This is a genomic window from Erwinia sp. PsM31 (assembly GCF_030433775.1).
Lineage (GTDB): Bacteria > Pseudomonadota > Gammaproteobacteria > Enterobacterales > Enterobacteriaceae > Erwinia > Erwinia aeris.
On sequence record NZ_JARUWZ010000002.1, the window covers coordinates 76,358 to 98,868 of the forward strand.

General features: G+C 54.6%; 21 protein-coding genes and 1 riboswitch. Of the genes, 14 read left to right on the forward strand and 7 right to left on the reverse strand.

Annotated features, from left to right (window positions below; genetic code table 11):
• Positions 1-246 precede the first annotated feature (246 nt).
• The gene (gene mqo / locus QCD69_RS01895; RefSeq protein WP_253454115.1) at positions 247-1,899 is read left to right on the forward strand and encodes a malate dehydrogenase (quinone); all 1,653 of its coding nucleotides are present in this window, start codon (positions 247-249) and stop codon (positions 1,897-1,899) included.
• A 156-nt stretch (positions 1,900-2,055) separates the two neighbouring features.
• Here the strand turns inward: mqo and QCD69_RS01900 are convergent, their stop codons facing one another.
• From QCD69_RS01900 to QCD69_RS01910, 3 genes are all read right to left on the reverse strand, one after another.
• Positions 2,056-2,256: a hypothetical protein gene (locus tag QCD69_RS01900; protein ID WP_253454117.1), complete on the reverse strand. Its 201-nt coding sequence runs from the start codon at positions 2,254-2,256 to the stop codon at positions 2,056-2,058.
• A gap of 269 nt (positions 2,257-2,525) precedes the next feature.
• Positions 2,526-2,951, reverse strand: coding sequence for a nucleoside triphosphatase NudI (gene nudI, locus QCD69_RS01905; protein WP_301250805.1), 426 nt, complete (start codon positions 2,949-2,951; stop codon positions 2,526-2,528).
• Positions 2,952-3,272: 321 nt separating this feature from the next.
• A complete protein-coding gene (locus QCD69_RS01910) occupies positions 3,273-5,594 on the reverse strand; it encodes an FdhF/YdeP family oxidoreductase (RefSeq protein ID WP_301250807.1) in 2,322 nt (773 codons plus the stop codon).
• A gap of 181 nt (positions 5,595-5,775) precedes the next feature.
• Positions 5,776-5,878, forward strand: a riboswitch (TPP riboswitch).
• A gap of 45 nt (positions 5,879-5,923) precedes the next feature.
• Between QCD69_RS01910 and QCD69_RS01915 the strand changes: the two genes are divergently transcribed.
• The 5 genes from QCD69_RS01915 to QCD69_RS01935 all read left to right on the forward strand — a co-directional run bounded on the left by QCD69_RS01915 (position 5,924) and on the right by QCD69_RS01935 (position 10,356).
• Positions 5,924-6,610, forward strand: coding sequence for a TenA family protein (locus QCD69_RS01915; protein WP_253454123.1), 687 nt, complete (start codon positions 5,924-5,926; stop codon positions 6,608-6,610).
• Positions 6,607-7,326: an ABC transporter ATP-binding protein gene (locus tag QCD69_RS01920; protein WP_301250808.1), complete on the forward strand. Its 720-nt coding sequence runs from the start codon at positions 6,607-6,609 to the stop codon at positions 7,324-7,326. Before QCD69_RS01915 ends, QCD69_RS01920 begins: the two co-directional genes overlap by 4 nt.
• Positions 7,323-8,069, forward strand: a complete 747-nt coding sequence (locus tag QCD69_RS01925; protein ID WP_253454127.1) for an ABC transporter permease — start codon at positions 7,323-7,325, stop codon at positions 8,067-8,069. The genes QCD69_RS01920 and QCD69_RS01925 overlap by 4 nt, the downstream gene beginning before the upstream one ends.
• A 19-nt stretch (positions 8,070-8,088) precedes the next feature.
• Positions 8,089-9,021, forward strand: a complete 933-nt coding sequence (locus QCD69_RS01930; protein ID WP_301250809.1) for an ABC transporter substrate-binding protein — start codon at positions 8,089-8,091, stop codon at positions 9,019-9,021.
• 114 nt (positions 9,022-9,135) lie between these two features.
• Positions 9,136-10,356, forward strand: coding sequence for a diguanylate phosphodiesterase (locus QCD69_RS01935; protein ID WP_253454130.1), 1,221 nt, complete (start codon positions 9,136-9,138; stop codon positions 10,354-10,356).
• Positions 10,357-10,402: 46 nt separating this feature from the next.
• Here QCD69_RS01935 and QCD69_RS01940 read toward each other — a convergent pair whose 3' ends face one another.
• Positions 10,403-11,263, reverse strand: a complete 861-nt coding sequence (locus QCD69_RS01940; RefSeq protein ID WP_301250810.1) for a DMT family transporter — start codon at positions 11,261-11,263, stop codon at positions 10,403-10,405.
• 121 nt (positions 11,264-11,384) lie between these two features.
• Here QCD69_RS01940 and QCD69_RS01945 point away from each other — a divergent pair, with 121 nt between their 5' ends.
• On the forward strand, positions 11,385-12,770 hold the full coding sequence (locus QCD69_RS01945) for an aminotransferase-like domain-containing protein (protein ID WP_253454134.1): 1,386 nt from the start codon (positions 11,385-11,387) through the stop codon (positions 12,768-12,770).
• Positions 12,771-12,898: 128 nt separating this feature from the next.
• Positions 12,899-13,537, forward strand: coding sequence for a LysE family transporter (locus QCD69_RS01950; protein ID WP_253454136.1), 639 nt, complete (start codon positions 12,899-12,901; stop codon positions 13,535-13,537).
• 52 nt (positions 13,538-13,589) lie between these two features.
• Here QCD69_RS01950 and QCD69_RS01955 read toward each other — a convergent pair whose 3' ends face one another.
• Both QCD69_RS01955 and QCD69_RS01960 read right to left on the reverse strand, forming a co-directional pair.
• Positions 13,590-14,525, reverse strand: a complete 936-nt coding sequence (locus QCD69_RS01955; protein ID WP_301250813.1) for an Rpn family recombination-promoting nuclease/putative transposase — start codon at positions 14,523-14,525, stop codon at positions 13,590-13,592.
• A gap of 186 nt (positions 14,526-14,711) precedes the next feature.
• Positions 14,712-15,677, reverse strand: coding sequence for an alpha/beta hydrolase (locus QCD69_RS01960; RefSeq protein WP_441004971.1), 966 nt, complete (start codon positions 15,675-15,677; stop codon positions 14,712-14,714).
• Between the two features lie 299 nt (positions 15,678-15,976).
• Here QCD69_RS01960 and QCD69_RS01965 point away from each other — a divergent pair, with 299 nt between their 5' ends.
• The 3 genes from QCD69_RS01965 (at position 15,977) to QCD69_RS01975 (ending at position 18,854) form a co-directional block, all read left to right on the forward strand.
• Positions 15,977-16,900, forward strand: coding sequence for a LysR family transcriptional regulator (locus tag QCD69_RS01965; RefSeq protein ID WP_253454142.1), 924 nt, complete (start codon positions 15,977-15,979; stop codon positions 16,898-16,900).
• 243 nt (positions 16,901-17,143) lie between these two features.
• The gene (locus QCD69_RS01970; RefSeq protein ID WP_253454144.1) at positions 17,144-17,461 is read left to right on the forward strand and encodes a DUF1471 domain-containing protein; all 318 of its coding nucleotides are present in this window, start codon (positions 17,144-17,146) and stop codon (positions 17,459-17,461) included.
• 238 nt (positions 17,462-17,699) lie between these two features.
• Positions 17,700-18,854 carry an amidohydrolase gene (locus QCD69_RS01975; RefSeq protein WP_301250816.1) on the forward strand — a complete coding sequence of 385 codons (1,155 nt, stop codon included), beginning with the start codon at positions 17,700-17,702 and terminating at the stop codon, positions 18,852-18,854.
• Positions 18,855-18,895: 41 nt separating this feature from the next.
• On the opposite strand, the gene QCD69_RS01980 is transcribed toward QCD69_RS01975, so the two are convergent.
• Positions 18,896-19,636, reverse strand: coding sequence for an HPP family protein (locus tag QCD69_RS01980; RefSeq protein ID WP_253454148.1), 741 nt, complete (start codon positions 19,634-19,636; stop codon positions 18,896-18,898).
• 334 nt (positions 19,637-19,970) lie between these two features.
• Between QCD69_RS01980 and QCD69_RS01985 the strand changes: the two genes are divergently transcribed.
• The 3 genes from QCD69_RS01985 to QCD69_RS01995 all read left to right on the forward strand — a co-directional run bounded on the left by QCD69_RS01985 (position 19,971) and on the right by QCD69_RS01995 (position 22,287).
• Positions 19,971-20,138 (forward strand): hypothetical protein, encoded by a 168-nt coding sequence (locus QCD69_RS01985; protein WP_301250817.1) that lies wholly within the window; start codon positions 19,971-19,973, stop codon positions 20,136-20,138.
• 169 nt (positions 20,139-20,307) lie between these two features.
• Complete coding sequence (locus tag QCD69_RS01990; protein WP_301250818.1) at positions 20,308-22,089, forward strand: EAL domain-containing protein; 1,782 nt, start codon at positions 20,308-20,310, stop codon at positions 22,087-22,089.
• Positions 22,090-22,110: 21 nt separating this feature from the next.
• Positions 22,111-22,287, forward strand: coding sequence for a DUF2256 domain-containing protein (locus QCD69_RS01995; RefSeq protein WP_253454153.1), 177 nt, complete (start codon positions 22,111-22,113; stop codon positions 22,285-22,287).
• Positions 22,288-22,511 lie beyond the last annotated feature (224 nt).

The window sequence follows — 22,511 nt, forward strand, 5'->3', positions numbered from 1 at the left end:
TCCCTATAGTTAACGCTGGTATTACGGAAGCTGCCGCTAATTTGCATTAACGCTTGCCGAAAGCGGCATGTCTGAACCATCTCGTAACAGATGCTCCGCTTTTTCCTGCCCATTTGTAACTAAATTAACTAAAATATGACATTTTTTAGTTTTGTAACTAAAAACACATACAATCTGCCATAACAATATTTTAATATTTATGGACACTTTTTAACTAATGTCAAATCCCGACTATCGACACCTGCCATGATTAAATCAAAAAAACTGATTACCTCAGTTTCGCTGTCTGCGTTACTGATTTCTACAGCGATCCATGCTGAAACTGCACCAGAGAAAACCGACGTTCTGCTGATCGGCGGCGGCATCATGAGCGCCTCGCTGGGCACGATGCTGGAAGACGTTCAGCCAGACTGGAAACAGATTATGGTTGAGAAGCTCGACGGCGTCGCCCTTGAGTCTTCCAACGGCTGGAACAACGCCGGTACCGGCCACTCCGCCAATATGGAGCTGAACTATACGCCTGAGCGTGCCGACGGCACCATCGACGTCAGCAAGGCGCTGGAGATCAACGAAGCCTTTATGATCTCTCGCCAGTTCTGGACTTCTCAGGTGAAAAACGGCGTGCTGAACAACCCGCACTCCTTTATCAACTCTACGCCGCACATGAGCTTTGTCTGGGGCGACGACAACGTTGAGTTCCTGAGCAAGCGCTATGCTGCGCTGCAGAAAACCACCCTGTTCCAGGGCATGAAGTTCTCTACCGATCAGGATCAGATCAAACAGTGGGCGCCGCTGGTTATTGAAGGCCGCGATCCTAAGCAGAAAGTCGCGGCCACCTGGACGCCGGTAGGCACCGACGTTAACTACGGTGAGATCACTCGTCAGCTGACCGCCAGCCTGAAGAAAAACAGCAACTTTAAGCTGGAAACCTCTTCAGAAGTGACCGACTTTAAGCGTAACAGCGACAACTCCTGGCACGTGACCATCAAAGACGTGAAAAACGGCGGCGAACGCGCGATTGACGCGAAATATGTCTTTATCGGTGCTGGCGGCGGCGCGCTGAAGCTGCTGCAAAAAACCGGCATTCCGGAAGCGGACAACTATGCAGGCTTCCCGGTTGGCGGCTCTTTCCTGGTCACCGAGAATCCGGCCATTACCAGCCGTCACCTGCAAAAAGTGTACGGTCAGGCTTCCGTAGGCGCACCGCCAATGTCCGTTCCGCATATCGATGCGCGTAACCTGGACGGTAAGCGTGTGGTACTGTTTGGGCCGTTCGCGACCTTCTCTACCAAGTTCCTGAAAAACGGTTCGCTGTTCGATCTGCTGAGCACCACCACCACCAGCAACTTTATGCCGATGACCCACGTGGGCATGGATAACTTTGACCTGGTGAAATACCTGATTGGTCAGGTCATGCTGAGCGACGACGACCGTTTTGCCGCGCTGAAAGAGTACTATCCGGACGCGAAGAAAGAAGACTGGAAACTGATCCAGGCGGGTCAACGCGTGCAGATCATCAAGAAAGATGCGGATAAAGGCGGCGTGCTGAAGCTGGGTACAGAAATTGTGACCGATCAGCAGAAAACCGTGGCGGCCCTGCTGGGCGCATCGCCAGGCGCTTCGACTGCGGCACCTATCGCTATCAACGTGATGAAGAAGCTGTTCCCGGAGCAGTTCAACTCGCCGGAATGGCAGGAAAAGATCCATAAAGTGGTGCCAACCTACGGCCAGACGCTGAACGGTAACACCGAGCTGACGCAGCATGTCTGGGATGACACCGCGGCCACGCTGCAGCTGACCAAGCCACCGGTTATCAAGATGCCTGCTCAGGAGCCTGCGCAGTCCACCATTACTGGCCAGGCTGAGAAAACGCCAGCCCAGCACGATATGGCGCTGTAAATCCTGTTTCCCGCGCCGGATGGCGCGGGGATCTTTTCAATGATGTGTTTAGAAAAAATGCTGATTGATCGCCTCCTTAAACTATTCTGATTATTTTGCCGAACGTCCCTGAATCCCATTTTCAATAGTATCGATTAAACACCTGGATTTTCTCTTTTAACTCCACCAGCCTAATGATTTTCCCAAAACGTACAGCGCGTTTCCTAACGCTGCGCCTATCGCACCGCTTTGCCAGCCATCATAATCTTTAATTCCGCCGCGGGTTGTTAGCGTTGTTTCGGTTTCAGTCAGGCCACTGGTAATGCTATCGCTTCCTCCGTTTACGTAAATTAACTCTGAAGCATCAAGTTCTCTCATAGAAGTATCCTTCAGGCTGATGGCAACCAGCAGGTATAATGTTCGAAAGAGACACTATCCCTGCGTCTGCGCGCAAAAGCGCCTGTAGCACAGGCTATCGTGAAATTAAGAAAGCCTGTTGAAAGAAAAAGTAGTGGTGAAAAATCAGTTTGTGAAGCAAGCGAAAGTAAAAATTTTAGTTAAGGAAATATTTAACAGATAATTTTGATTTTAATCAAAAATAAGGGGGCTCACATCCTAATAAACCGGGCTAGCGGCCGGGCAGGCCGCTAAATAAGCCCCTTGCGGGCAAATGTGATACGAGTCGCTTCATTCAGATCCATAGCTTTCAAGGTTTCAGGGGGGACCCATGCGATTTCCTGAAACTCCTCGTTAAAAGTAATATTTCGATTAGTACTGATGCAGTCAAATATAAGATAAATCATATAAATTTCTTCAGTTGTGCCATCCGGGTACGTTTTGGTTCGGATGTCATCACGAAAAGTCCAGGGCTGAATATCTGTGATGCATAGCTCCTCGCCTAACTCTTCATTTATTTCGCGCCTCAGGGCTTCTTCCAGTGTTTCGCCCGCCTCCATCCCTCCACCAGGCAAGGCCCACTGCCCCGGAAAAACACCACGATCCGCAGCCATTTTACAAAGCAAATACTCACCTTCGTTTTGAATCACAGGACATACGATTATCCTCTGCCGCATTTTATTTCCTTAATATCGTTATTTATCCATTAAAGTATCAGGAGGTTTTAATATGTTATTGACCTCAACTGAGGTCAATTTTCCGGAAAGCTATCCGTAATTTCCCGTTTTGATATCTATGCGATTTTATCCGAGTTATGTTCTTTATTACTCTGTGCTGATTACTCGTTTTATTACTGCGGATATTCGGGAAGCTCAGTAACCTCGCAGGAGAAAGGATTGCGTGCTCAGGGTACGCTCAGCTGAAGCAATTTTAAAGCCATTACGTTTATTTTTGCGGGGTCAGGAAGAAAAGGAGAGGTCGCCCCCTCCTTCCCATTTTTAGCGCAGCGTGCCCGACGTTTCGGTCGCTTCTGCGTGCTCCAGCGCGACAGGAATGCTTTTATAAGCCGGAATACCGCTTTCGGTATCGAAGCTGTCCAGCGGCACCAGCACGTTGGCTTCCGGATAGTAGGCCGCGACCGAGCCAGGCGCCATGTCGTAAACCACTATCGTCAGATTATCCAGGCGTCGCGAGGTCTGCTTGCCGTCCGGATCGAGCGCCACCATATGCACCTTGTCGCCGACCCGCAGGCGGCGTTTTTCTGCCTCATCTGCCGAGATAAACAGCACGTCCCGCCTTCCCGTCACGCCGCGATAGCGATCGTTCAGCCCGTACAGCGTGGTGTTGTACTGATCGTGACTGCGCAGCGTCGTCAGCACCAAATCGTGGCACTTCAGCGAACGCGGATCCTCGTTAATGCCCTGCATGATCTTAAACTGCGCTTTACCCGACGGCGTCAGCCATTTGCGTTCCGACGCGGCGTTGTAAAGACGGAAGCCGCCCGGCTGTAGGATCTTGCGGTTAAAATCCTCAAAGGCCGGGAAAACGGCTTCGATAGCCTGGCGGATAAAGCTGTAGTCGCCGATCATTCTGTCCCAGTTCACCTTAGTGTTGGGCAGCGTGGCTTTCGCCAGACCCGCTACGATGGCCGGCTCCGACTTCAGCCATTCCGAAGCGGGCTTCAGCGAGCCGCGCGAGGCGTGCACCATCGACATGGAATCTTCCACGGTCACGCTCTGCTCGCCCGATGCCTGCCTGTCGATTTCGGTTCGGCCAAGCACCGGCAGCAGATAGTTATGTTTGCCCAACAGCAGATGCGAGCGGTTCAGCTTGGTCGCCATATGCACCACCAGATCCAGCTTGCGCATCGCCTCGAAGGTTTGCTGCGGATCGGAGATCGCCTCCGCCAGGTTGCCGCCCAGGCAAAGCAGTGCTTTGGAGTGGCCGTCGCGGATCGCCTGAATAGCCTGCACCGCACCGTGTCCATGTTTCTGCGGCGGCTTAAAGCCAAACACTTTTTCCAGGTTGTCCAGCAGCGACTGCGGCGGGATTTCAGTAATGCCGACGGTACGATCGCCCTGTACGTTAGAGTGGCCGCGCAGTGGGCAGATGCCCGCGCCTTTCTTGCCGATATTGCCACGCATCAACAGCAGGTTAGCGATTTGCTGTACATTTTGCGTGCCGTACTGGTGCTGGGTGATACCCATGCCGTAACAGATAATGGTTCTTTCTGCTTTGGCATACAGGTGGGCAATATTCTGGATCTCTTCAAACGTCATACCGGAGACTTTCAGAATATGCGGCCAGTCGGTGGCATCCAGGTCCGCCTTCAGGGCGTCAAAACCTTCGGTATGTTCGCTGATAAAGCTTTCGTCCAGCACGCCGGGCTCTCCGGCCGCCAGCGCCCGCTCGTGCATCACCAGCAGACACTTCATCACGCCTTTCAGCATGGCGGCATCGCCGCCAACGCGCACTTTGTAATAGGTAGAAGCGAGCGTGGTGGAGCTGAGCGACAGCATTTCTACCGGGCTTTGCGGAGAGGTAAAGCGTTCAAGCCCTCTTTCCCGCAGCGGATTGATCGCCACGATGGTTGCGCCGCGTTTGGAGACTTCACGTAGCGTACCCAGCATGCGTGGATGATTAGTGCCGGGGTTATGGCCGATACACAGCACCAGATCGCAGTGATCGAAATCTTCCAGTTCGATGGTGCCTTTGCCTATGCCGATGGACTGCGGCAGGCCGACGCTGGTCGGCTCATGGCACATATTGGAGCAATCCGGGAAATTATTAGTGCCGTATTCGCGCGCGAACAGCTGCCAGAGAAACGCTGCTTCGTTAGAAGCGCGGCCTGAGGTATAGAACTCCACGCTATCCGGATCTTCGTAGCTTTGCAGCTTTTCGCCGATTTCACGGAAGGCGGTTTCCCATTCTATAGGCTGCCAGGTATCGGTGGCCGCATCGTATTTCATCGGGTGAGTCAGACGGCCTTCGCCTTCCAGCTCAAAAGCGTTGCGTTGCCAAAGCTCACTGACGGTATGGGCAGAGAAAAATTCCGGCGTGGTGCGCTTGCTGGTGGCTTCCCAGGAAACGGCCTTGGCGCCATTTTCGCAAAATTCAAAGGAGGAACCGTGCTGAGGATCGGGCCACGCGCAGCCGGGACAATCGAAGCCCTGCGGCTGGTTGACTTTAAACAACGCGATCACGTCCTGTTTGACCGACATCTGGCCGCGGATCGCGTCGGCAACGGCCTTTAACGCTCCCCAACCCCCCGCTGAACCACCGTAAGGCGCTATTCCAATAGTCTTATTTTGTTGTTTCATACGACTCCGCATCACATTACAAACCAATTTTTAGCTTAGAACAGCATGCGGCTTCCGACCGGTTTTTTGCTTTCAGAATGTTACCGAATGGCGCTATTAATAACCCATAGCGGCCAGCGACCTGAATCCACAATGGTGCTGAGCCTGCGCATTGTAAACAGAAAGTAAATACCGTATAACAATACGCACCGAGGGGTGTCCTGTTACGGGCTGAGATGGCGCAAGCCGAACCCTTTGAACCTGATCTGGGTCATGCCAGCGAAGGGACGGCTGAGCCAGATAACGCACGTTCCCGCGCCTGACCGGATCTCAAGTATTGAGGAGGTTCCGTGTTTGACGGTTTCTACGGACGGCTGCGTCAACAGACCGGCGATCGCTGGCTGCACTATATCCATCACCCTTTTGTTCGCCAGCTGGCTGACGGCACCCTGCCTGCGTCGGCTTTTCGCCGTTACCTTATCCAGGACTATCTGTTCCTTATCCATTTTGCCCGCGCCTACGCGCTGCTGGTCAGCAAATTTCAAACGCTGCCGGAGATGCGTGCGGCAATCCGCTCGCTGAACGCCATCGTCGACGAACTGCCGCTCCACGTGCGCTACTGCGCGCAGTGGGGCCTGACCGGGAAGGCGATGGCGGCGGAAACCGAGGCGCCAGAAACGCTAAATTATACCCGCTATGTGCTGGATATTGGTCACGCGGGCGACGCGCTCGATCTGTTGACCGCCCTGATGCCCTGCGTGGCTGGCTATGCCGAGATCGGCGTCGGCTTGCTGAACGATACGCAAACCGTATTGACCGGCAATCCCTACGCGCCGTGGATTGAAAACTATGGCGCTCCGCTTTACCTGAGCGGCGTGCAGGCTTCGCTGACGCTGTTTGAAAACCTGGCCGCCCAGCGCGGCGGCGCGAGCCGCTTTGAGGCGCTGGCGGGAATATTCGCCACCGCGACACGGCTGGAAACGGCATTCTGGCAGATGGGGCTTGATGCTGCCTGCGCTACGCCGGAAGCGCGATGACGCCGGGTATAGAGGTGAAGGCGGTCAGCCTGCATTTTAGCGATCGTACGTTATTTAAGCAGCTAAGCTTTACGCTGGCAGGTGGCCGCTTTACTTCTCTGCTTGGCCCCAGCGGCGTCGGTAAAAGCAGCCTGCTGAAGATCATTGCGGGGCTGCTTGCACCCTCGACAGGATCGGTGCTGGGTAGCGATGGGCTGCCGGTTGCCGGACGCATCGCCTGGATGGGACAGCGGGATCTGCTCTATCCGTGGCTTAGCGCGATCGACAATGTCGCGCTGGGTGCGCGTTTACGCGGCGAGAAAGCTGACAGACAATGGGCAGAACATCTGCTTGAACGCGTGGGCCTGGCTGGCAATGCCGGCGCGCTGCCCGCCACGCTGTCGGGCGGGATGCGTCAGCGTGTCGCGCTCGCCCGGACCTTGTACGAGCGACGGCCCATTGTGCTAATGGATGAACCCTTTTCCGCTCTTGATGCCATTACCCGCGCCCAAATTCAGGCGCTGGCCGCAGAGCTGCTGGCCGACTGCACCGTGCTGCTGATTACGCACGATCCAGTAGAAGCCTGTCGCCTCAGTCATCGCCTGCTGATCCTTTCTGCTGCCGGGCTTAGCGAGCTTCCTGAGCTGGCTGGTCAGCCGCCGCGAGCGCCCGACGATCCCAATTTATTGCGTAGCCAGGCGCAGCTTATGCGCCAGCTGACAGAGGACATGGCATGAATGCAGCAACGATACGCCGTGGCGTCACGGTATTTGTCGGGCTGATGGCGCTGTGGCAGCTGGCCACGCCTGGCAGCATCCCGGCTTTTCTGTTGCCCTCGCCCATCGCCGTGGCTGCGGCTATGCGGGATAACGCTGGCTATCTCGCTTACCACACGCTTATTACCGCTACTGAAATCGCCGGCGGGCTTATCGCGGGCGTGCTGCTCGGCGCCCTGCTGGCGCTGCTGATGACCTTTTCGCCCGGCCTGCAACGCTGGCTGATGCCGCTGGTATTGACCAGCCAGGCGATCCCCGTGTTTGCGCTGGCGCCGCTGCTGGTGCTCTGGTTTGGCTTCGGCATCAGCGCCAAAATTGTGATGGCGATCCTGGTGATTTTTTTCCCGGTTGCCTCCGCTTTTTTTGATGGCTTACGGCGGGTCGAACAGGACTATCTGGATCTGGCGCGCACGATGGGTGCCTCTTCCGCTTCGCAGCTGCGGCATGTGCGGCTGATGGCGGCGCTGCCGGCCTTTGGCTCAGGGCTGCGGATGGCGGTCGCCGTCGCGCCCATTGGTGCGATTGTCGGCGAATGGGTGGGCTCCGCCGAAGGATTGGGGTTTGTAATGCTGAATGCTAACGCGCGAATGCAGAGCGATCTCTGCTTCGCCGCCCTGTTTGTGCTGGTAGCCATGACGATTGCGCTCTGGCTGAGTACCGATATCCTGCTGCGCCGCCTGATCCGCTGGTCGCCGGAGCGTTAATCACCGTAAGGACAAGATAATGAAAAAAGCTTTAGTTTGTGGGCTGGTGGTAGCAACGTTATCTCCTTTCGCCAGCGCGGCGCAAAAGCTGACGCTGATGCTGGACTGGTATGTTAATCCCGATCACGCGCCGATTATGGTGGCGCAGCAGACTGGCGCGTTTAAGGCTCAGGGGCTGGATGTGACGATTATTCCGCCTTCCGATCCGGCGTTGCCGCCACGTCTGGTCGCGGCCGGTAAGGTGGATCTGGCGGTGACCTATCAGCCACAGCTGCACTTTTTTGCCGACCAGGGCTTACCGCTGGTACGCGTCGGCACGCTGATTGATTCCCCGCTCAACACGCTGATTACGCTTGATAAAAGCGTGCATTCTCCGGCAGACCTGCAAGGGAAAACGGTGGGGTATTCCGTCAGCGGCATCGAACAGGCCACGCTCGCCGCTATGCTGCAGCACGACCAGCGGCAACTCAGCGACGTTAAGCTGGTTAACGTCAATTTTCAGCTGACCAGCGCGTTGCTGACCGGCAAAGTTGATGCGGTCATCGGCGGCTACCGTAATATTGAAGCGCTGGAAGTGAAGCTTCAGGGCAAAGATCCCGTGGTGTTCAACGTCGAGGACTACGGCGTGCCGGCCTATGATGAGCTAATTCTGGTGGCGAATCGCGATAGCCTGAACAAACCCGCTATCAAAAAGTTCCTGATAGCGCTCAAGCAGGGCAACGACTACTTGCAGGCCCATCCTGAAGAAAGCTGGCGGGCATTCGCTAAATTGCATCCTGAGCTGAACACCGGGCTGAACAGACAGGCATGGGTAAAAACGCTGCCGCTGTTTGCCCGCGACCCGGCCCGCCTGGATCGCCAGCGCTATCGGCAGTATGAAACTTTTCTTTTTAACCATGGGCTGATTAAAAAAATTACGCCGGTTAACGACTACGTCGTCGAAATCCAGTAAGCTCGCGGACTGACGCCACAAGCTGAATTTTAATCGATTTCAAATTGCGCTGGACAACACCGCAAAGGCATCTGGTAAGGTATGCATAAAATAGCGAAAAATCTGGAAGCCCCCATGCTGTCAACCATCATCTATCGTAGCCATATTTCCGATGACGTCGCGTATAAGACGTTGGGGAAACTGGCCGAACAAGCCAATCAGGTCAACGAATCACACAGCGTGACGGGCATTTTATTGTTCAACGGCACCCACTTTTTCCAGGTGCTGGAGGGCCCGGAGGACGCTGTGACCGCTATCTATGAGGAGATCTGCAACGATCCCCGGCACCATAATCTGGTAGAACTGATGCGCGATTACGCGCCCGCCAGACGTTTTGGCAATGTCGGCATGGAACTGTTCGACCTGCGTGAATACGACCCGGAAAACGTGCTGCAGGCCGTGCTCGATAAAGGCACCTCTAAATATCAGCTGACTTACGACGATCGCGCATTGCAGTTCCTGCGCGTGTTTGTCGACGCCACCGAACGGGAAAACTATTTTGAGATCCCGCCGGGCGACTCCTGGGAGTTCGTTGTCGATCGCGAGGAAGCGCTGCCCCGCGAGGCTGTTCCCTCGGCCACGGCCGACTACAGCTTCGCTTTTCAGCCGATTATCGATCCGCTTTCCCGCCAGATCGTGTCGCTTGAGGCCGTTATGCGCCCAACGTCGGGCATGTCGGCGGCCGATTATCTCGCCGGGCTGCCGCGCAGTGAAAGGTATAGCGTCGATCTTAAATCCAAACAGCACGTTTTTGCGATGGCGAAGCAGCTGGGCATTAATGGCCTGACGCTGTCGATCAACCTGCTGCCGATGTCGCTGGCGATTGTGCCGGATGCGGTCGATTTCCTGCTGGAGGCGATCCATGCTAACGGGCTGGTGCCTGAGCAAATCGTTGTTGAGGTCACGGAGAACGGCACGGTATTCCGCGCGGACGAATTCGAGGCGGCGATTAAAAAACTCAAGGCTTCCGGTATCAGCCTGGCGATTGATGGCTTTGGCGCCGGTTCTGCCGGGCTGGTGCTGCTGACCCAGTTTCAGCCTGACAAAATCAAAATCGATCGCAACATCATTGCCGACGTGCATAAAAGCGGCCCGAAACAGGCTATCGTGCAGGCGATTTTGAAATTTTGCTCCTCTTTGCAGATCGCCGTGATTGCCGAAGGCGTTAACAAGCCCGAAGAGTGGATGTGGTTGGAGTCGGCAGGCATTTGCAACTTCCAGGGCGCGCTGTTCGCGCCGTCCACGCTGAACGCTTTCCCTGTCGTGGCCTGGCCGGAAAAACTCGAAAACGATTAACCTTCGGCCTGCGAACCGGCAGCCCATGCCGCCGGTTCGTTCACCCTCAGGCAAATTTTTTTGCGCCCGCCACGCAGCCCAGCGCGGCCAAAGCGCATGCCAGCATTACGCCGCTGATGCTTTCGTGCAGAAACAGTGCCGCAAAACCAAAGCCGATAAAAGGTTGCAGCAGCTGCAGTTGCCCTACCGCCGCCGTGCCGCCCTTCGCCAGGCCGTGATACCAAAAAATAAAGCCGATCAGCATGCTGAACAGCGAGACGTAGCCTAATCCCATCCATGCGGAAAACGTCACCGCCTGGAACGAAGCCGGCCAGGTCAGCGCAGCAATGGGCAGCGCTACCGGAAGAGCCAGTGCTAACGCCCAGGCAATAGTTTGCCAACCGCCCAGTCCGCGCGCCACACGAGCGCCTTCCGCATAGCCCGCGCCGCAGACGATCACGGCCGCTATGGTCAGTAAATCCTGCCATGAAGCATGACTTTCTTTAGCGGCCAGCGCGTAGCTCGCCACAACAGCGCCGCCAGCCAGCGAAAATAGCCAGAAAGCGGGCTGCGGCCTGCGCTCGCCGCGAACCACGCCAAAGGCGGCAGTACAGAGCGGCAACAGCCCAAGGTACATAAGCGAATGAGCGGCGGAAACGTCCTGCAGCGCAAAAGCCGTCAGCAGCGGAAAACCTATCACTACGCCCATAGCAACCACCATAAGCGAAAACAGATCCGCACGCTGCGGCATTCGTTGACGACCGAGCGCCAGCAGCAGCAGTGCCGCCACCGCCGCAAGGCTGGCGCGCGCAGAAGTTAAAAACAGCGGCGTGAAGTCCGCCACCGCCAGCCGCGTTGCCGGTAGCGATCCGGCAAAAATCATTACACCCGCCAGCCCGCTAAGCCAGCCGTTCGCTTTATTTTTCATGCTTTCTCCCGTTGGACTTCGCTCAGTTAAGCATTGGCAGGATCGCTTACGCCAGATACAATCCAGTACAATTAATCTGAACTGTACTGGCTGTGAATGCAGTACAGGCGTGAGGAACGCCATGCCGCGTAGCCAGACACGTATCGCTTCGGTAATGGAGCAGGTGCGCAAACAGATAGCCGCCCGCGCTTATCTTCCCGGCGCGCGCTTGCCCTCCGTGCGCCAGCAGGCGCGCCTTTCTGGCGTATCGGTTTCTACCGTAGTGGAAGCTTATGAACGGCTGGCCGCTGAAAACCTCATTGCGGCCCGGCCCGGCGCCGGTTTTTTTGTATCAGGCCCGGCGGCTCCGCTTGATTTAACGCAGCTGACGGCCGATAAAGAGCGCGATATCGATCCTTTATGGATATCGCGCCAGGCGCTGGAGGCGGATCCACAGCTGCTTAAGCCCGGCTGCGGCTGGCTGCCACCCTCATGGCTGTACGAAGAAGGCGTACGCAAAGCGATGCGCATGGCGGCACGAGCGCAGAGCGCGCTACTGACCGACTACGCCTCGCCCTATGGGCACGCAGAGCTACGCCAGTTTTTAGGCCGCAAGCTGGCGAAAACGGGGATTACCGCGACGGCAGATCAGATCATGCTGACCGAATCAGGCACCCAGGCCGTAGATTTGATCTGCCGTTTTTTACTCCAGCCGGGAGACTGCGTGCTGGTTGACGATCCCTGCTATTTCAATTTTCACGCGCTGCTTCGCGCTCACCCGGTAAAGATCGTCGGCGTGCCGTTCACGCCGCAGGGGCCAGATCTGACGGCGTTTGCCCAAATCCTGCAAAACCACGCTCCCCGGCTTTATATCACTAATGCAGGTATCCATAATCCTACTGGCGTATCGCTTACGCCAGTGGTTGCCCATCAGATGCTTAAGCTTGCGGAAGCGGCCGGGCTGATTATTGTGGAAGATGATATCTTTGCCGATTTTGAAACCCATCCCGCGCCAAGACTGGCGGCGTATGACGGTTTACATAACGTTATTCAAATCGGCAGCTTTTCCAAAACGGTTTCGGCGGCGGTGCGCTGCGGCTATATTGTCGCCCGGCGAGACTGGACGGACAGCCTTGTCGATTTGAAAATTGCTACCAGCTTCGGCGGCGGTCAGCTTGCCTCAATGCTGCTGCACAGCGCGCTGACAGGCAGCGGCTATCGACGCCATATGGAATCGGTACGGTTACGGCTGGCGGTAGCGATGCAAACCACGCTGGAAAAGCTGGCGGCGCTGGATATCCTGCCCTGGCATACGCCACAGGCCGGTATGTTCCTCTGGTGCCGTCTACCTGAAGGTGCCGATGCCGCACGGGCGTCACGCGCCTGCTTAAAAGAAGGCGTCGTGCTGGCGCCCGGTAACGCGTTCAGTCAATCCGGTTCGGCAGCGGATTTTTTGCGCTTTAATGTCTCACAGTGTAATGATCCTGCCATCTTCTCCGCGCTGAAACGTGCGCTTAAGCAGGGTTGATTGACTTTCCTTCGCGGCGCAACTTTTCCTTTTAACGCTATGAATAACCAGGATACTTTGTTTCTGTTGAGCAATCATGCTTTACACCGTCTGATGACGGCCGCGGATCGGCTATAAGGAACGCTTTCGTGATGCAATTTTCCAGCGGTTTTTTTCTCAGCCTGTCGCTCTGCCTGGATATCGGCATCGCCAATATCGCTATGATCACGCTGGCCATGCAGCGCGGCTATTTTCATGGCTTCTGGCTTGGGATCGGCACCTGTGTGGGCGACCTGGCGTACGCGCTGCTGGCGCTGGCCGGTATGACGGTGCTGTTACAGTTTGCCGCGGTGCGCTGGGTACTGTGGATTGGCGGCGGCGCGATGCTGCTGTGGTTCGCGCTGAAAATGGCGCTGGCCGCGTTTCGTCGTCAGGGTGAACTGCGTACTGACGAGCCGCAGCAGGCCAGGCCGCTACGCAACGAGTTTGGCCGCGGCGTGCTGCTGGCTATGTCCTCCCCCACGGCAATCCTGTGGTTCGCAACCGTCGGCGGCGCGCTGATTTCTCGTATGGGGCAGCACAGCACAACGGATTCGGGCTGGTTTCTGAGCGGTTTTTTCCTGGCGGGCGTCTTCTGGACCTGCGTTTTATGTCTGGTAGGCAGCTTCGGCGGCAGGCTGCTGGGTGCTCGTCTGCTGAAATATTCCTATATGGCCTCTGCCATAATCTTCAGCTATTTCGCGGTTTACGTGATTATTTCGGGCTATCGCGAGTTTATTATTGTCTGAACAGTACAACGCCGCCGGTAAGCTGCCGGCGGCGGAGCTGGAAGCAGGAAAGTTAGTGCTTAATTTGCCGAAGATCGTCCTCTGACAGTCCGGTCACTTCCATCACGGCTGCGCGATCGAATCCTTTTTCCAGCATGGTGCGGGCGATTTTCAGGCTGGCTTCGCGCTCGCCGTCCTGATGGCCCAGACTGCGGCCCTGTTCGAGTCCCACCTGTAATCCCTGTTCCCTGCCCATCTCTTCAAGTCTTTTTGCTATGGTCATCAGTTCATCCTTATGCTGCGGCAGCGCCTGTGCCAGTTCGTGGAGAAATCCTTTTACATCGGGCGTCTCTCCTGCCTGAATCATATAGTTTATCAGTGCGGCCTGCTGTTGTCCGCTCAGTTCGTCGCTCTGCATCAGCTGGGTTATTTCATTAAACAAATCGTGCAGGTCGCGAATGCGAATATGTTTTTGCAGCAGCGTCAGCAGCGCCACCCGGCGGTGCTTTAAAATTTCATCATCCGGGATAACGGTAATATCCACTAGCGGAAAACGGCCGCCGTAGAGTTTTGCTGCCAGCCTGGGTTCACTAAAGAGATCCAGCCAGCTCATGCTGTAAGGATAAGGCGAGCGGCCGCCCTGGTAAAACAGCTCCGGTATTACCAGCGGCAACATTTTATGACCGGCGTCCATATGCCGCTGCATAGCCGCAATGGCGTAGCGAAGCAGACGAAAAGGCATCATTCTGTCCGGCGAGCTTTGATGTTCGATTAATATATAGGCGTAGCCGTCGCCACGGGTGGTTTTAAGTGAGTAAAGGATATCGCTGTAGCAGGCTCGCAGATCGTCTTCAACAAAACTGCCCGACTCCAGCCTGAGCGTGTCCAGATCGCAGATTTCACGCAGTTCCTCAGGCAGATGCAGCTCCAGAAAATCCTGAGCGTGGAGCGTGTTGGACAGAAACGTTTTAAAGATTGCGTCGTGCGGTGTAGGCGTACTGTTTTGCATTGGGGCCATCCTGTGCCGTTATGATGAAAATTCAGGCAAATGCTGGCACAGGATAAAAACAAAATAAAGATATTTTTATTATAATTTTCAATACGTTACGATAACGCGTTACGGATTTCAGCGCTAAATTAGCGGTTAACCTTAGCGGGATGCCTGGCCGCACCCTTCAGGATGCGGCTTCAGATATTATTTTAAGGCATTTTTAAAGAATGAGGTCAGCTTAGCAAATGGGATAAGATCGGTACGGTCATACAGATCGACATGGCCCGCGCCCGGTACAATATATAATTCTTTCGGTTTTCCGGCACGCTGGTAGGCATCTTCGCTAAATTCTTTGGAATGCGCTTTATCGCCGGTAATAAACAGCATCGGACGTGGCGAAATGGTGTCAATATCATTGAACGGATAGAAGTTCATAAACTTTCCGATACTGCTCAGCATCGGTTTTGTCGTCAGCGCTTCTTTCTCGCCCTGCGGCGTATAACCACCGCGTGATGTGCGGTAGAAATCGAAGAATTCCCGTTGGATAGCAGATGTTGTATCGTCAAGCTTGTTCACCGTACCTGGAATATAGACCGTTTCTCCGCCTTTAAATTCAGCAAGACGCTGTTCCGCTGCCGTTTTGATAAATGCCTGGCGCTGTTCAGGCGTTACGGAATGCTGCAATCCATTACGGAAAGCGGCCCCCATGTCATACATGCTGACCGTCGCGATGGCCTTCATACGCGGGTCTATTTTGGCCGCGCTGATAACAAAGCTGCCGCTGCCGCAAATCCCCAGCACGCCAATTTTTTCTGCATCAATATAGGGTTGCGTACTCAAATAATCGACGGCGGCGCTAAAATCATCCGAATAGATTTCCGGAGAAATCAGATGGCCGGGTTTCCCCTCGCTTTCGCCCCAAAAAGAGAGGTCTATCGCCAGCGTGACGAATCCCTGCTCCGCCAGTTTTTGGGCGTAAAGAGTTGAGCTTTGTTCTTTTACCGCGCCCATAGGATGACCAATAACGATAGCCGGATTTTTACTTGCCTGCTTCATCCCTTTCGGCATAAATAAATTACCGACCACGTTCATTTGATACTGATTTTTAAAAATCACCTTTTGACGGGTAACCTTATCGCTTTTATAAAAGTTATCTGCGCCGTCAGACATATCGGCTCCGGTTGCAGCAAACGAGCTGATTGCCAGCCCTAATAACAAGGTTAATATTCTCACTGTAGAGTCCTCAATAGCTTTTATTAATATTTACATGAAGCAAGCCGCTATCGCCAAAACGCTTTATAGTCATCAGGATTAAAAACGACTCGCGGGAATAGCACAGAAAAACGCGGCGTTGATTCATTCTCAATGCTGGCCTGAGGAAATTTTACAGGTGGCGCACAGCATTACTAGCTAATGAATGCTTAATAGGTTTATAACTACAGCTTATCAATGATTGAGATCTGCACCTGGTGAAACGCAACCTGAACGACCTACTCTATTTTGTTACCGTCGCGCGTGAAAAGAGCTTTACCCGCGCCGCCGCGAGACTGGGCGTGACTCAGCCTGCTCTCAGCCAGGCGATTTCCGCACTTGAGGAGCGTATGCAAATTCGCCTGCTTACGCGTACGACCCGTAGCGTCTCGCCAACGGTGGCCGGCGAGCGTTTACTGCTGACCATAGGTAACCGTATCGATGAAATCGAAGCCGAACTGGATATGCTTACCGAGATGCGCGATAAGCCAGCAGGCACGGTTCGCATTACCTGCGGTCCCAACGTTTTGCACAGTACGCTACTGCCAAAGCTGACGCCGCTGCTGCGCCAGTATCCTGACATCACCCTCGAATTTGATGCCAATCACGGATTTCGTGACATTGTCACAGATCGGTTCGATGCGGGCGTGCGGCTTGGCGATACCATAGATAAAGATATGATCGCGGTACCCATCGGCCCTGAGCTACGCATGGCCGCAGTGGCAACGCCGGAGTATTTTACACGTTACCCTCTTCCCGAAACGCCTCATGATCTCACGCAGCACGCCTGCATTAACCAGCGTATGGTTCGCTCTGGCGGGCTATACGTCTGGGACTTCGATCAGGACGGCGGCGATTTGAACGTACGCGTCAGCGGCCAGCTTATTTTCAATACTTCTGAACACATTGTTGCCGCAGCGCTGGCAGGACTTGGCATCGCTTTTTTACCCGAAGAAGAGTTCGGCAATCATATTGAAGAGGGACGGTTGATCCGTGTGCTGGAGCAGTGGTGCAGGCCTTTTCCCGGCTACTACCTCTATTATCCCAGCCGGAAACAGCCTTCACCCGCCTTCTCTCTGGTAGTCGATGCACTTCGGGTAAGCCGAAAGCGTAGACCTGCCAGCGGGTCGCCTCAGGGTTAGCGCAGCCCCTTCCCCGGCAGCGTCAGCCCTTCTCCGCCCTGGCACATGTAATGGAATGCAAATAACTTCCTGCGGATCGCCTTTAAATGTGAACGAAGATTTCTCCACGCCTGATTAGCAGCAATAGCTAAATACAACGTGGCGGAAAGGCGTTGTATAGCTCCTGAGGTTTACTTTTTATTAACAATAAATCCAAATGCGTAACACTGTGCGCCACGGGCGACCTTAATGAGGAGTGAAGTTATGAAAGCGTTAGTTCAGGATGTGCTCTCTATTTTTTCAGCGAAATCGATCGAGCCGGTGCTGGTTCGCTCAGGCCTGTCTCAGCGGGAAAAAGCCTCGATCGCGCCTTTCGGCGTAACGGAAGTCAGCTGGGCAACCTCGCTGGAAGATCTCCACGACGCGCTGGTGCAAAAGGCGCTGGCCGCAGGCGCGGTCGGTTACCATATTACCCATGTGGAATCCCATAAGCCGGGCCAGGAGACGCAGTCGGTGCTGGCTGCCACCGCCACGCTGTATAACATCAGCGACAGACAGATCGTTGATAACGCGGCGCTTTAAACGGATCGTGCCGAGGTCTGCATTTTCTGAATAGCGAGTGTGCTTTACCGGAATCCAACTATGGCAATCTCCTGAAGGCTGGTAGGCTTTCTGGCCAGCCTGACGGGGCGGCTGTTATCTCAGCCGGCGCGGCGCATTTTTAGCCGCTAAATAAGCGGCGCCGCAGCCTGGCGCGCCAGGGGCAACGCCATAAATGAAGTCCCGTCCTACAGAGTCGCTGGCTAACCGGGAGAGCATTATGACGCAACTTGTAAATTATCTGCACCAGGTACGCCACCATCTGCATCGATTCCCTGAACTTTCGGGTCAGGAAGTCGCCACCACGGCTTATCTGCGCGAGCAGCTGGCTAACCACGATATTACCGCGCTGGATCTGCCGCTGGCGACAGGCCTGGTTGCGGAAATTCGCGGCGATCGGCCAGGCCCGCTGGTGGTGGTACGCGGCGATATCGATGCTTTGCCGATTGAGGAACAGACCGACCTGGCTTTCCGCTCGCAAACGCCGGGCGTGATGCATGCCTGCGGCCATGATTTCCACGCTTCGGCAGTGCTGGGCGCGGCGATCCTGCTGCAGCAACAGTGCGACCAGCTGGCAGGAAGCGTGCGTATTCTGTTTCAGCCCGCCGAGGAAACCGGCCAGGGCGCGCCAGCCGTACTGGCGAGCGGCGCGCTGGATAAAGCCAGCGTCATTTTCGGCCTGCACAACGACCCAGGCCTGCCGGTCGGCGTGGTGGGTTGCAAAGCGGGCGCGCTGACCGCAGGCGTTGACCGTTTCGCCATCCGCATTACCGGCACGGGCAGCCACGCCGCGCGCCCGCATGAAGGCAACGATCCGATCGTGATTGCCGGCCAGCTGATTACCGCTCTGCAAACGCTGATCGCCCGCAATCTCCCCTCCGAGCAAAACGCCGTGGTTTCCGTAACGCAGATCCACAGCGGCACGACCTGGAACGTGATCCCGGCAGAGGCATGGCTGGAGGGCACGGTGCGCACCTTTAACGCCGAAAGCCGCGCCCTGCTCGAACGCCGCTTGCGCCAGCTGCTTAGCGGCCTGGCCGTCTCGTTTAATGCAGAACTCAGCCTGGACTGGCAGCCGGGGCCGCCTTCGGTTAGCAACGACGCGCGCTGGGCGGCTTTCGCGCTTGAACAGGCCAGCGCCAGCGGGCTGGAAGCGCGTACCGTTGCGGCCAGCCCGATAGGCGAAGATTTTGCTTTCTATCAGCAGCGGATCCCTGGCGCCTTTGTGATGGTCGGCTCCGGCGGCCCCTGGCCACTGCATCATCCTGAATTTCGCGTTGATGATAACGCCCTCTTTCCGGCGGCTCGTTATCTGGCCAGGCTGGCGTTTACGGCCGGCAAAACGCTGGCGGCAGAAGCGGGAGTGACAGCCTGAGAATTCAGCTCAGCCTGTCAAACAAAGAGGATGGCCGATGCTTAGCTTTTTCTTTCTGAAGCAGCCTGGTGGATCACCATTTTTCCTGCCTGGCGAGCTAACGCAATGTTTTCGGCCTGTTGTAACACCTGCTGTAGATCCTCTTCATCTATATCAAGGAACTCCCCTTTCATTAACGCTTCGTGCAGATCCTGCCGTGAAATGGCCACATCCATCTGTACGGGTTTTGGCAAGGTTTCAGCGGCAGAAAGCGTATGCGGGTAACGACGACCGATCAGATTATTGAAAAGGATGGCCACAAACGTCAGCGAGACTGAATTAAGCAGCACCGGGACAAAAGCGAAATGGTAGCCACTCATTCCTGCCGCGTGGCTGCCCATCACTGCAGTCAACGCTATTGCGCCGCCCGGGGGATGAAGACAGCGCAGCTTAAACATCAGCACCACGGACAGGCCAGCAGCGAGTGCAGCCCCAATCACGGGCTGTTCAATATAGTGCGCGACGGTCAGGCCGGTTAATGCTGATACAAAATTACCACCTATTACTGACCATGGCTGAGCCAGCGGGCTGTTAGATGCAGCAAACAGCAGAACGGCGGAGGCACCCATTGGCGCAATAAACCAGACGTTAACTTCGCCCAGCGTCCAGTGGCTGAACAGGCTGGCGAACAGCAAACCGGTGAAAGCCCCCAGGCTGGAAAGGATTATCTGGCGGGGTGCCACTACCACCGGGCGCGGCCAGAATCTTTTTATAAAATGCTTTATTTGAGAAATAGTTATCATGCAGGCGATATCTTATCTGATAAAAACGGCGCGCGAATAGTCTCTGAATTTACGGCGAAACACAATGCCCGATCTTTTGCCAATCCTCTGGCGTTCAGGGCCCTTGCTGGCCGCAGCGTAGGCGTCGCTGGGATCGACACTGGTCCCAAAACGATAACGATGTAATCAGAATTTGGCCTTATACTCCCAGCCTGGCCGGTTATTGATTAGCCTGATTGATAAAATTCCCTTTTTCCTTGGTTATTGTACGCATCTGCTATGCCTGACTTAGCGTGCCCTAAGGCCTGCCGGATGTACCCACAAAAAATAGAAAAATTACCCAGCCGGAGTCGCGGTGTTAAAAATGAATTTTATTGCCGGTAATGTTAAAACCACGGTAATTCTGGCATTTCCCAGAGCAAAAGCGCCTGCCTCAGATTTTAAATCAAACGGCATCTCTTTTTTTTCAATTGCCCGAGAAAAAAAGGAAAAGACACCTGTGATTCAATTGTTATATCGATAAGGCGTGATTTTTTCATTAAAGAAATTAAAAGTGACACACACCCCCTGTCAGGGCTATGATTTAAAGTAGATCTATTTTTTTGCGGCAATATACTTCTAAGTCGTTATATTTTCCCCGCTTTATTTTAATGCTTAATTTGCACCAGAGTCAGGCTGGCGCTGAGGCCCCAATGATTATAAACAGTGACAGCAATAACGGCCCTCGTCTCCGTGCATTACAGGCTCTCCTTAGCGCTGATGAAAGCAGGGATGAGGTGCTCAGGAAATTTGTTCAGCTTTCCAGCCAGACGCTGGGCATTCCGGGTAGCTTTATCTCCGTACTGGATGATGATACTCAGTACGTTCGCGCTTCCCACAATTTTTCCCTGTCACACTCTTCTCGTGAAGAGTCGCTGTGTCGTCACGTGGTAGACAGCGATAATCCGGTTGTGGTGCCTGATACCCTGCTCGATATTCGGTTTGCCACTCATTCTCTGGTCATCGGGGCGCCATATATCCGCTTTTACGCTGGCGTGCCGCTAAAAAATAGCGAAGGGATTGTGGTCGGCACGCTGTGCGTAACCGACACGAAGCCCCATCCTTTTAGCGCCAGCCAAATTACCACGCTCAGAATGCTGGCTGCCCTGGTGATCTCTTTCCTTGAAGCATTAAATTCCGCCAGTTTTACCGATCCGGTTACCGCTCTGCCTAATCGTCAGCGCCTTATCCAGGATCTGCAAAACCTGACCGCAGCAGAGAATCAGACGTCGCGTCGGTTAATCATTATTGACTGTATTGATATGCCTCGCGCCTGCGAACTTGCACGCTCAATGGGCATGGGGCCGGTAGAAAATCTGCTTAAAGATGTGGCGACGCTGCTGCCACTCCGTCTGAGGCTGGCAGCAGGTGACAGGCTTTATACGGTTGCCACCGGCCGTATTGCCCTGTTGACACGTCAGGGCAGCCACCTCAGCGCTGAGCGGGTCGTCGAAAAGCTGGAGGGAATTAGCGTCGATCTGGGCGACGGTCTTGCTATCGCGCTAACAATTTTTACGGGCGAGACGGACTTTATTCCAGGGGAGGTCGCTGCTCAGGAGATACTCCGCCGCGCAGTCAGCGCGCTGCATGAAGCTATCGCACGCGGTTTGTCATCGCTCCATTTTGTTGAGGTGGTCAATGAACGGCATACGCAGGATCCTGCGCTGATCAGCGATCTGGCTTCTGCGCTGCGGGAAGGCCAGGGGCTATGGCTGGCCTGGCAGCCCAGAATTTGTCTGCACAGCGGTAAGCCTGTCGGGCTGGAGGCGCTTATCCGCTGGCGCCACCCCACTCGGGGCGAGCTCTCTCCTGCTTTTTTTGTCCCACAGGCTGAACAGGGGCAGTTATTATCCGTCCTGACGAACTGGATGACAGATCGCGTGATTAGCCGGCTGGCAAGACTGAAAAACAGCCATATTCAGTTACCGATAATCATTAATGTCAGCGCACGCGACTTCTCGCATAAAGGCTTTGCTACCATGCTGGAAAATAAAATGCTGAAAGAGAAACTGCCTAATGCCCTGCTCGGCATTGAATGCCTCGAAACCGAACGTATGCTTGAGAACCCGGCGGCACTGAGTGGGATGGAAATGTTAAAACTCAGGGGGTTTGGTATTTCACTGGATGATTTTGTCACAGGCTACCGCAATATCAGCTATCTGCGACGTATGCCACGTGATGCAATAAAAATCGATCGATCTTTGATCCGAAATATTTCCTCGGATACCTCTTCACGGATCATTTCCCGCAGTATTGTAACCATGCTGAAGGAGCTGGATTACACCGTACTGGTGGAGAATGGGGAGGCGGATACGGCGTTAACAGAATATGGCAGTAACCAGGAACAGGACTATTTTTATGCCAGGCCGTTGCCAGAGGCAGAGCTGGATCAGTGGCTGGAATGGCGGCTACGCGATCTGGGCAAGTCGTCTTAACCGGTAAAAGCGGATGAAAAAATGAAAGTATTTAAAGGCAATAAAAAAACGTTGCCGGTGCGTTTCTGCAAATATTGTAATAAGCCAATGACATGGCGTAAAAAATGGGAGAAGTGCTGGGACGAGGTGCAATATTGTTCTGAACGCTGCCGCCAACACGCGAAGCGCCCCCTCTCCCGCAAAGATGAACATTCCTGAACTCAGCTCAGCGGCTGCGAACGCGCTGACCGACTTCGTATCACCCGCTGGTTTTTTCCGTTTTCGCCCGATCGTTTAACACGCCGTTTTGCCTGGTGTATTTCGACAGTACCAGGCCGCGTTTGTCGCATGCTCTGTGCACTTATGCCCGAATTGTTCAAAACGGCCTTATCCCTCACCGTCCTTCCGGCCCTTTCCCTTCAGATTATTCCTAAGAAAATTCG

Excerpts from the sequence above, each read along its gene's own strand:
- QCD69_RS01980 (WP_253454148.1), bottom strand. The coding sequence starts at position 19,636 with ATGATAACTATTTCTCAAATAAAGCATTTTATAAAAAGATTCTGGCCG.
- QCD69_RS01925 (WP_253454127.1), top strand. The coding sequence starts at position 7,323 with ATGAATGCAGCAACGATACGCCGTGGCGTCACGGTATTTGTCGGGCTG.
- QCD69_RS01970 (WP_253454144.1), top strand. The coding sequence starts at position 17,144 with ATGAAAGCGTTAGTTCAGGATGTGCTCTCTATTTTTTCAGCGAAATCG.
- mqo (WP_253454115.1), top strand. The coding sequence starts at position 247 with ATGATTAAATCAAAAAAACTGATTACCTCAGTTTCGCTGTCTGCGTTA.
- QCD69_RS01935 (WP_253454130.1), top strand. The coding sequence starts at position 9,136 with ATGCTGTCAACCATCATCTATCGTAGCCATATTTCCGATGACGTCGCG.
- nudI (WP_301250805.1), bottom strand. The coding sequence starts at position 2,951 with ATGCGGCAGAGGATAATCGTATGTCCTGTGATTCAAAACGAAGGTGAG.
- QCD69_RS01945 (WP_253454134.1), top strand. The coding sequence starts at position 11,385 with ATGCCGCGTAGCCAGACACGTATCGCTTCGGTAATGGAGCAGGTGCGC.
- QCD69_RS01910 (WP_301250807.1), bottom strand. The coding sequence starts at position 5,594 with ATGAAACAACAAAATAAGACTATTGGAATAGCGCCTTACGGTGGTTCA.
- QCD69_RS01940 (WP_301250810.1), bottom strand. The coding sequence starts at position 11,263 with ATGAAAAATAAAGCGAACGGCTGGCTTAGCGGGCTGGCGGGTGTAATG.
- QCD69_RS01975 (WP_301250816.1), top strand. The coding sequence starts at position 17,700 with ATGACGCAACTTGTAAATTATCTGCACCAGGTACGCCACCATCTGCAT.
- QCD69_RS01990 (WP_301250818.1), top strand. The coding sequence starts at position 20,308 with ATGATTATAAACAGTGACAGCAATAACGGCCCTCGTCTCCGTGCATTA.
- QCD69_RS01955 (WP_301250813.1), bottom strand. The coding sequence starts at position 14,525 with ATGCAAAACAGTACGCCTACACCGCACGACGCAATCTTTAAAACGTTT.
- QCD69_RS01930 (WP_301250809.1), top strand. The coding sequence starts at position 8,089 with ATGAAAAAAGCTTTAGTTTGTGGGCTGGTGGTAGCAACGTTATCTCCT.
- QCD69_RS01995 (WP_253454153.1), top strand. The coding sequence starts at position 22,111 with ATGAAAGTATTTAAAGGCAATAAAAAAACGTTGCCGGTGCGTTTCTGC.
- QCD69_RS01960 (WP_441004971.1), bottom strand. The coding sequence starts at position 15,677 with ATGTCTGACGGCGCAGATAACTTTTATAAAAGCGATAAGGTTACCCGT.
- QCD69_RS01920 (WP_301250808.1), top strand. The coding sequence starts at position 6,607 with ATGACGCCGGGTATAGAGGTGAAGGCGGTCAGCCTGCATTTTAGCGAT.
- QCD69_RS01900 (WP_253454117.1), bottom strand. The coding sequence starts at position 2,256 with ATGAGAGAACTTGATGCTTCAGAGTTAATTTACGTAAACGGAGGAAGC.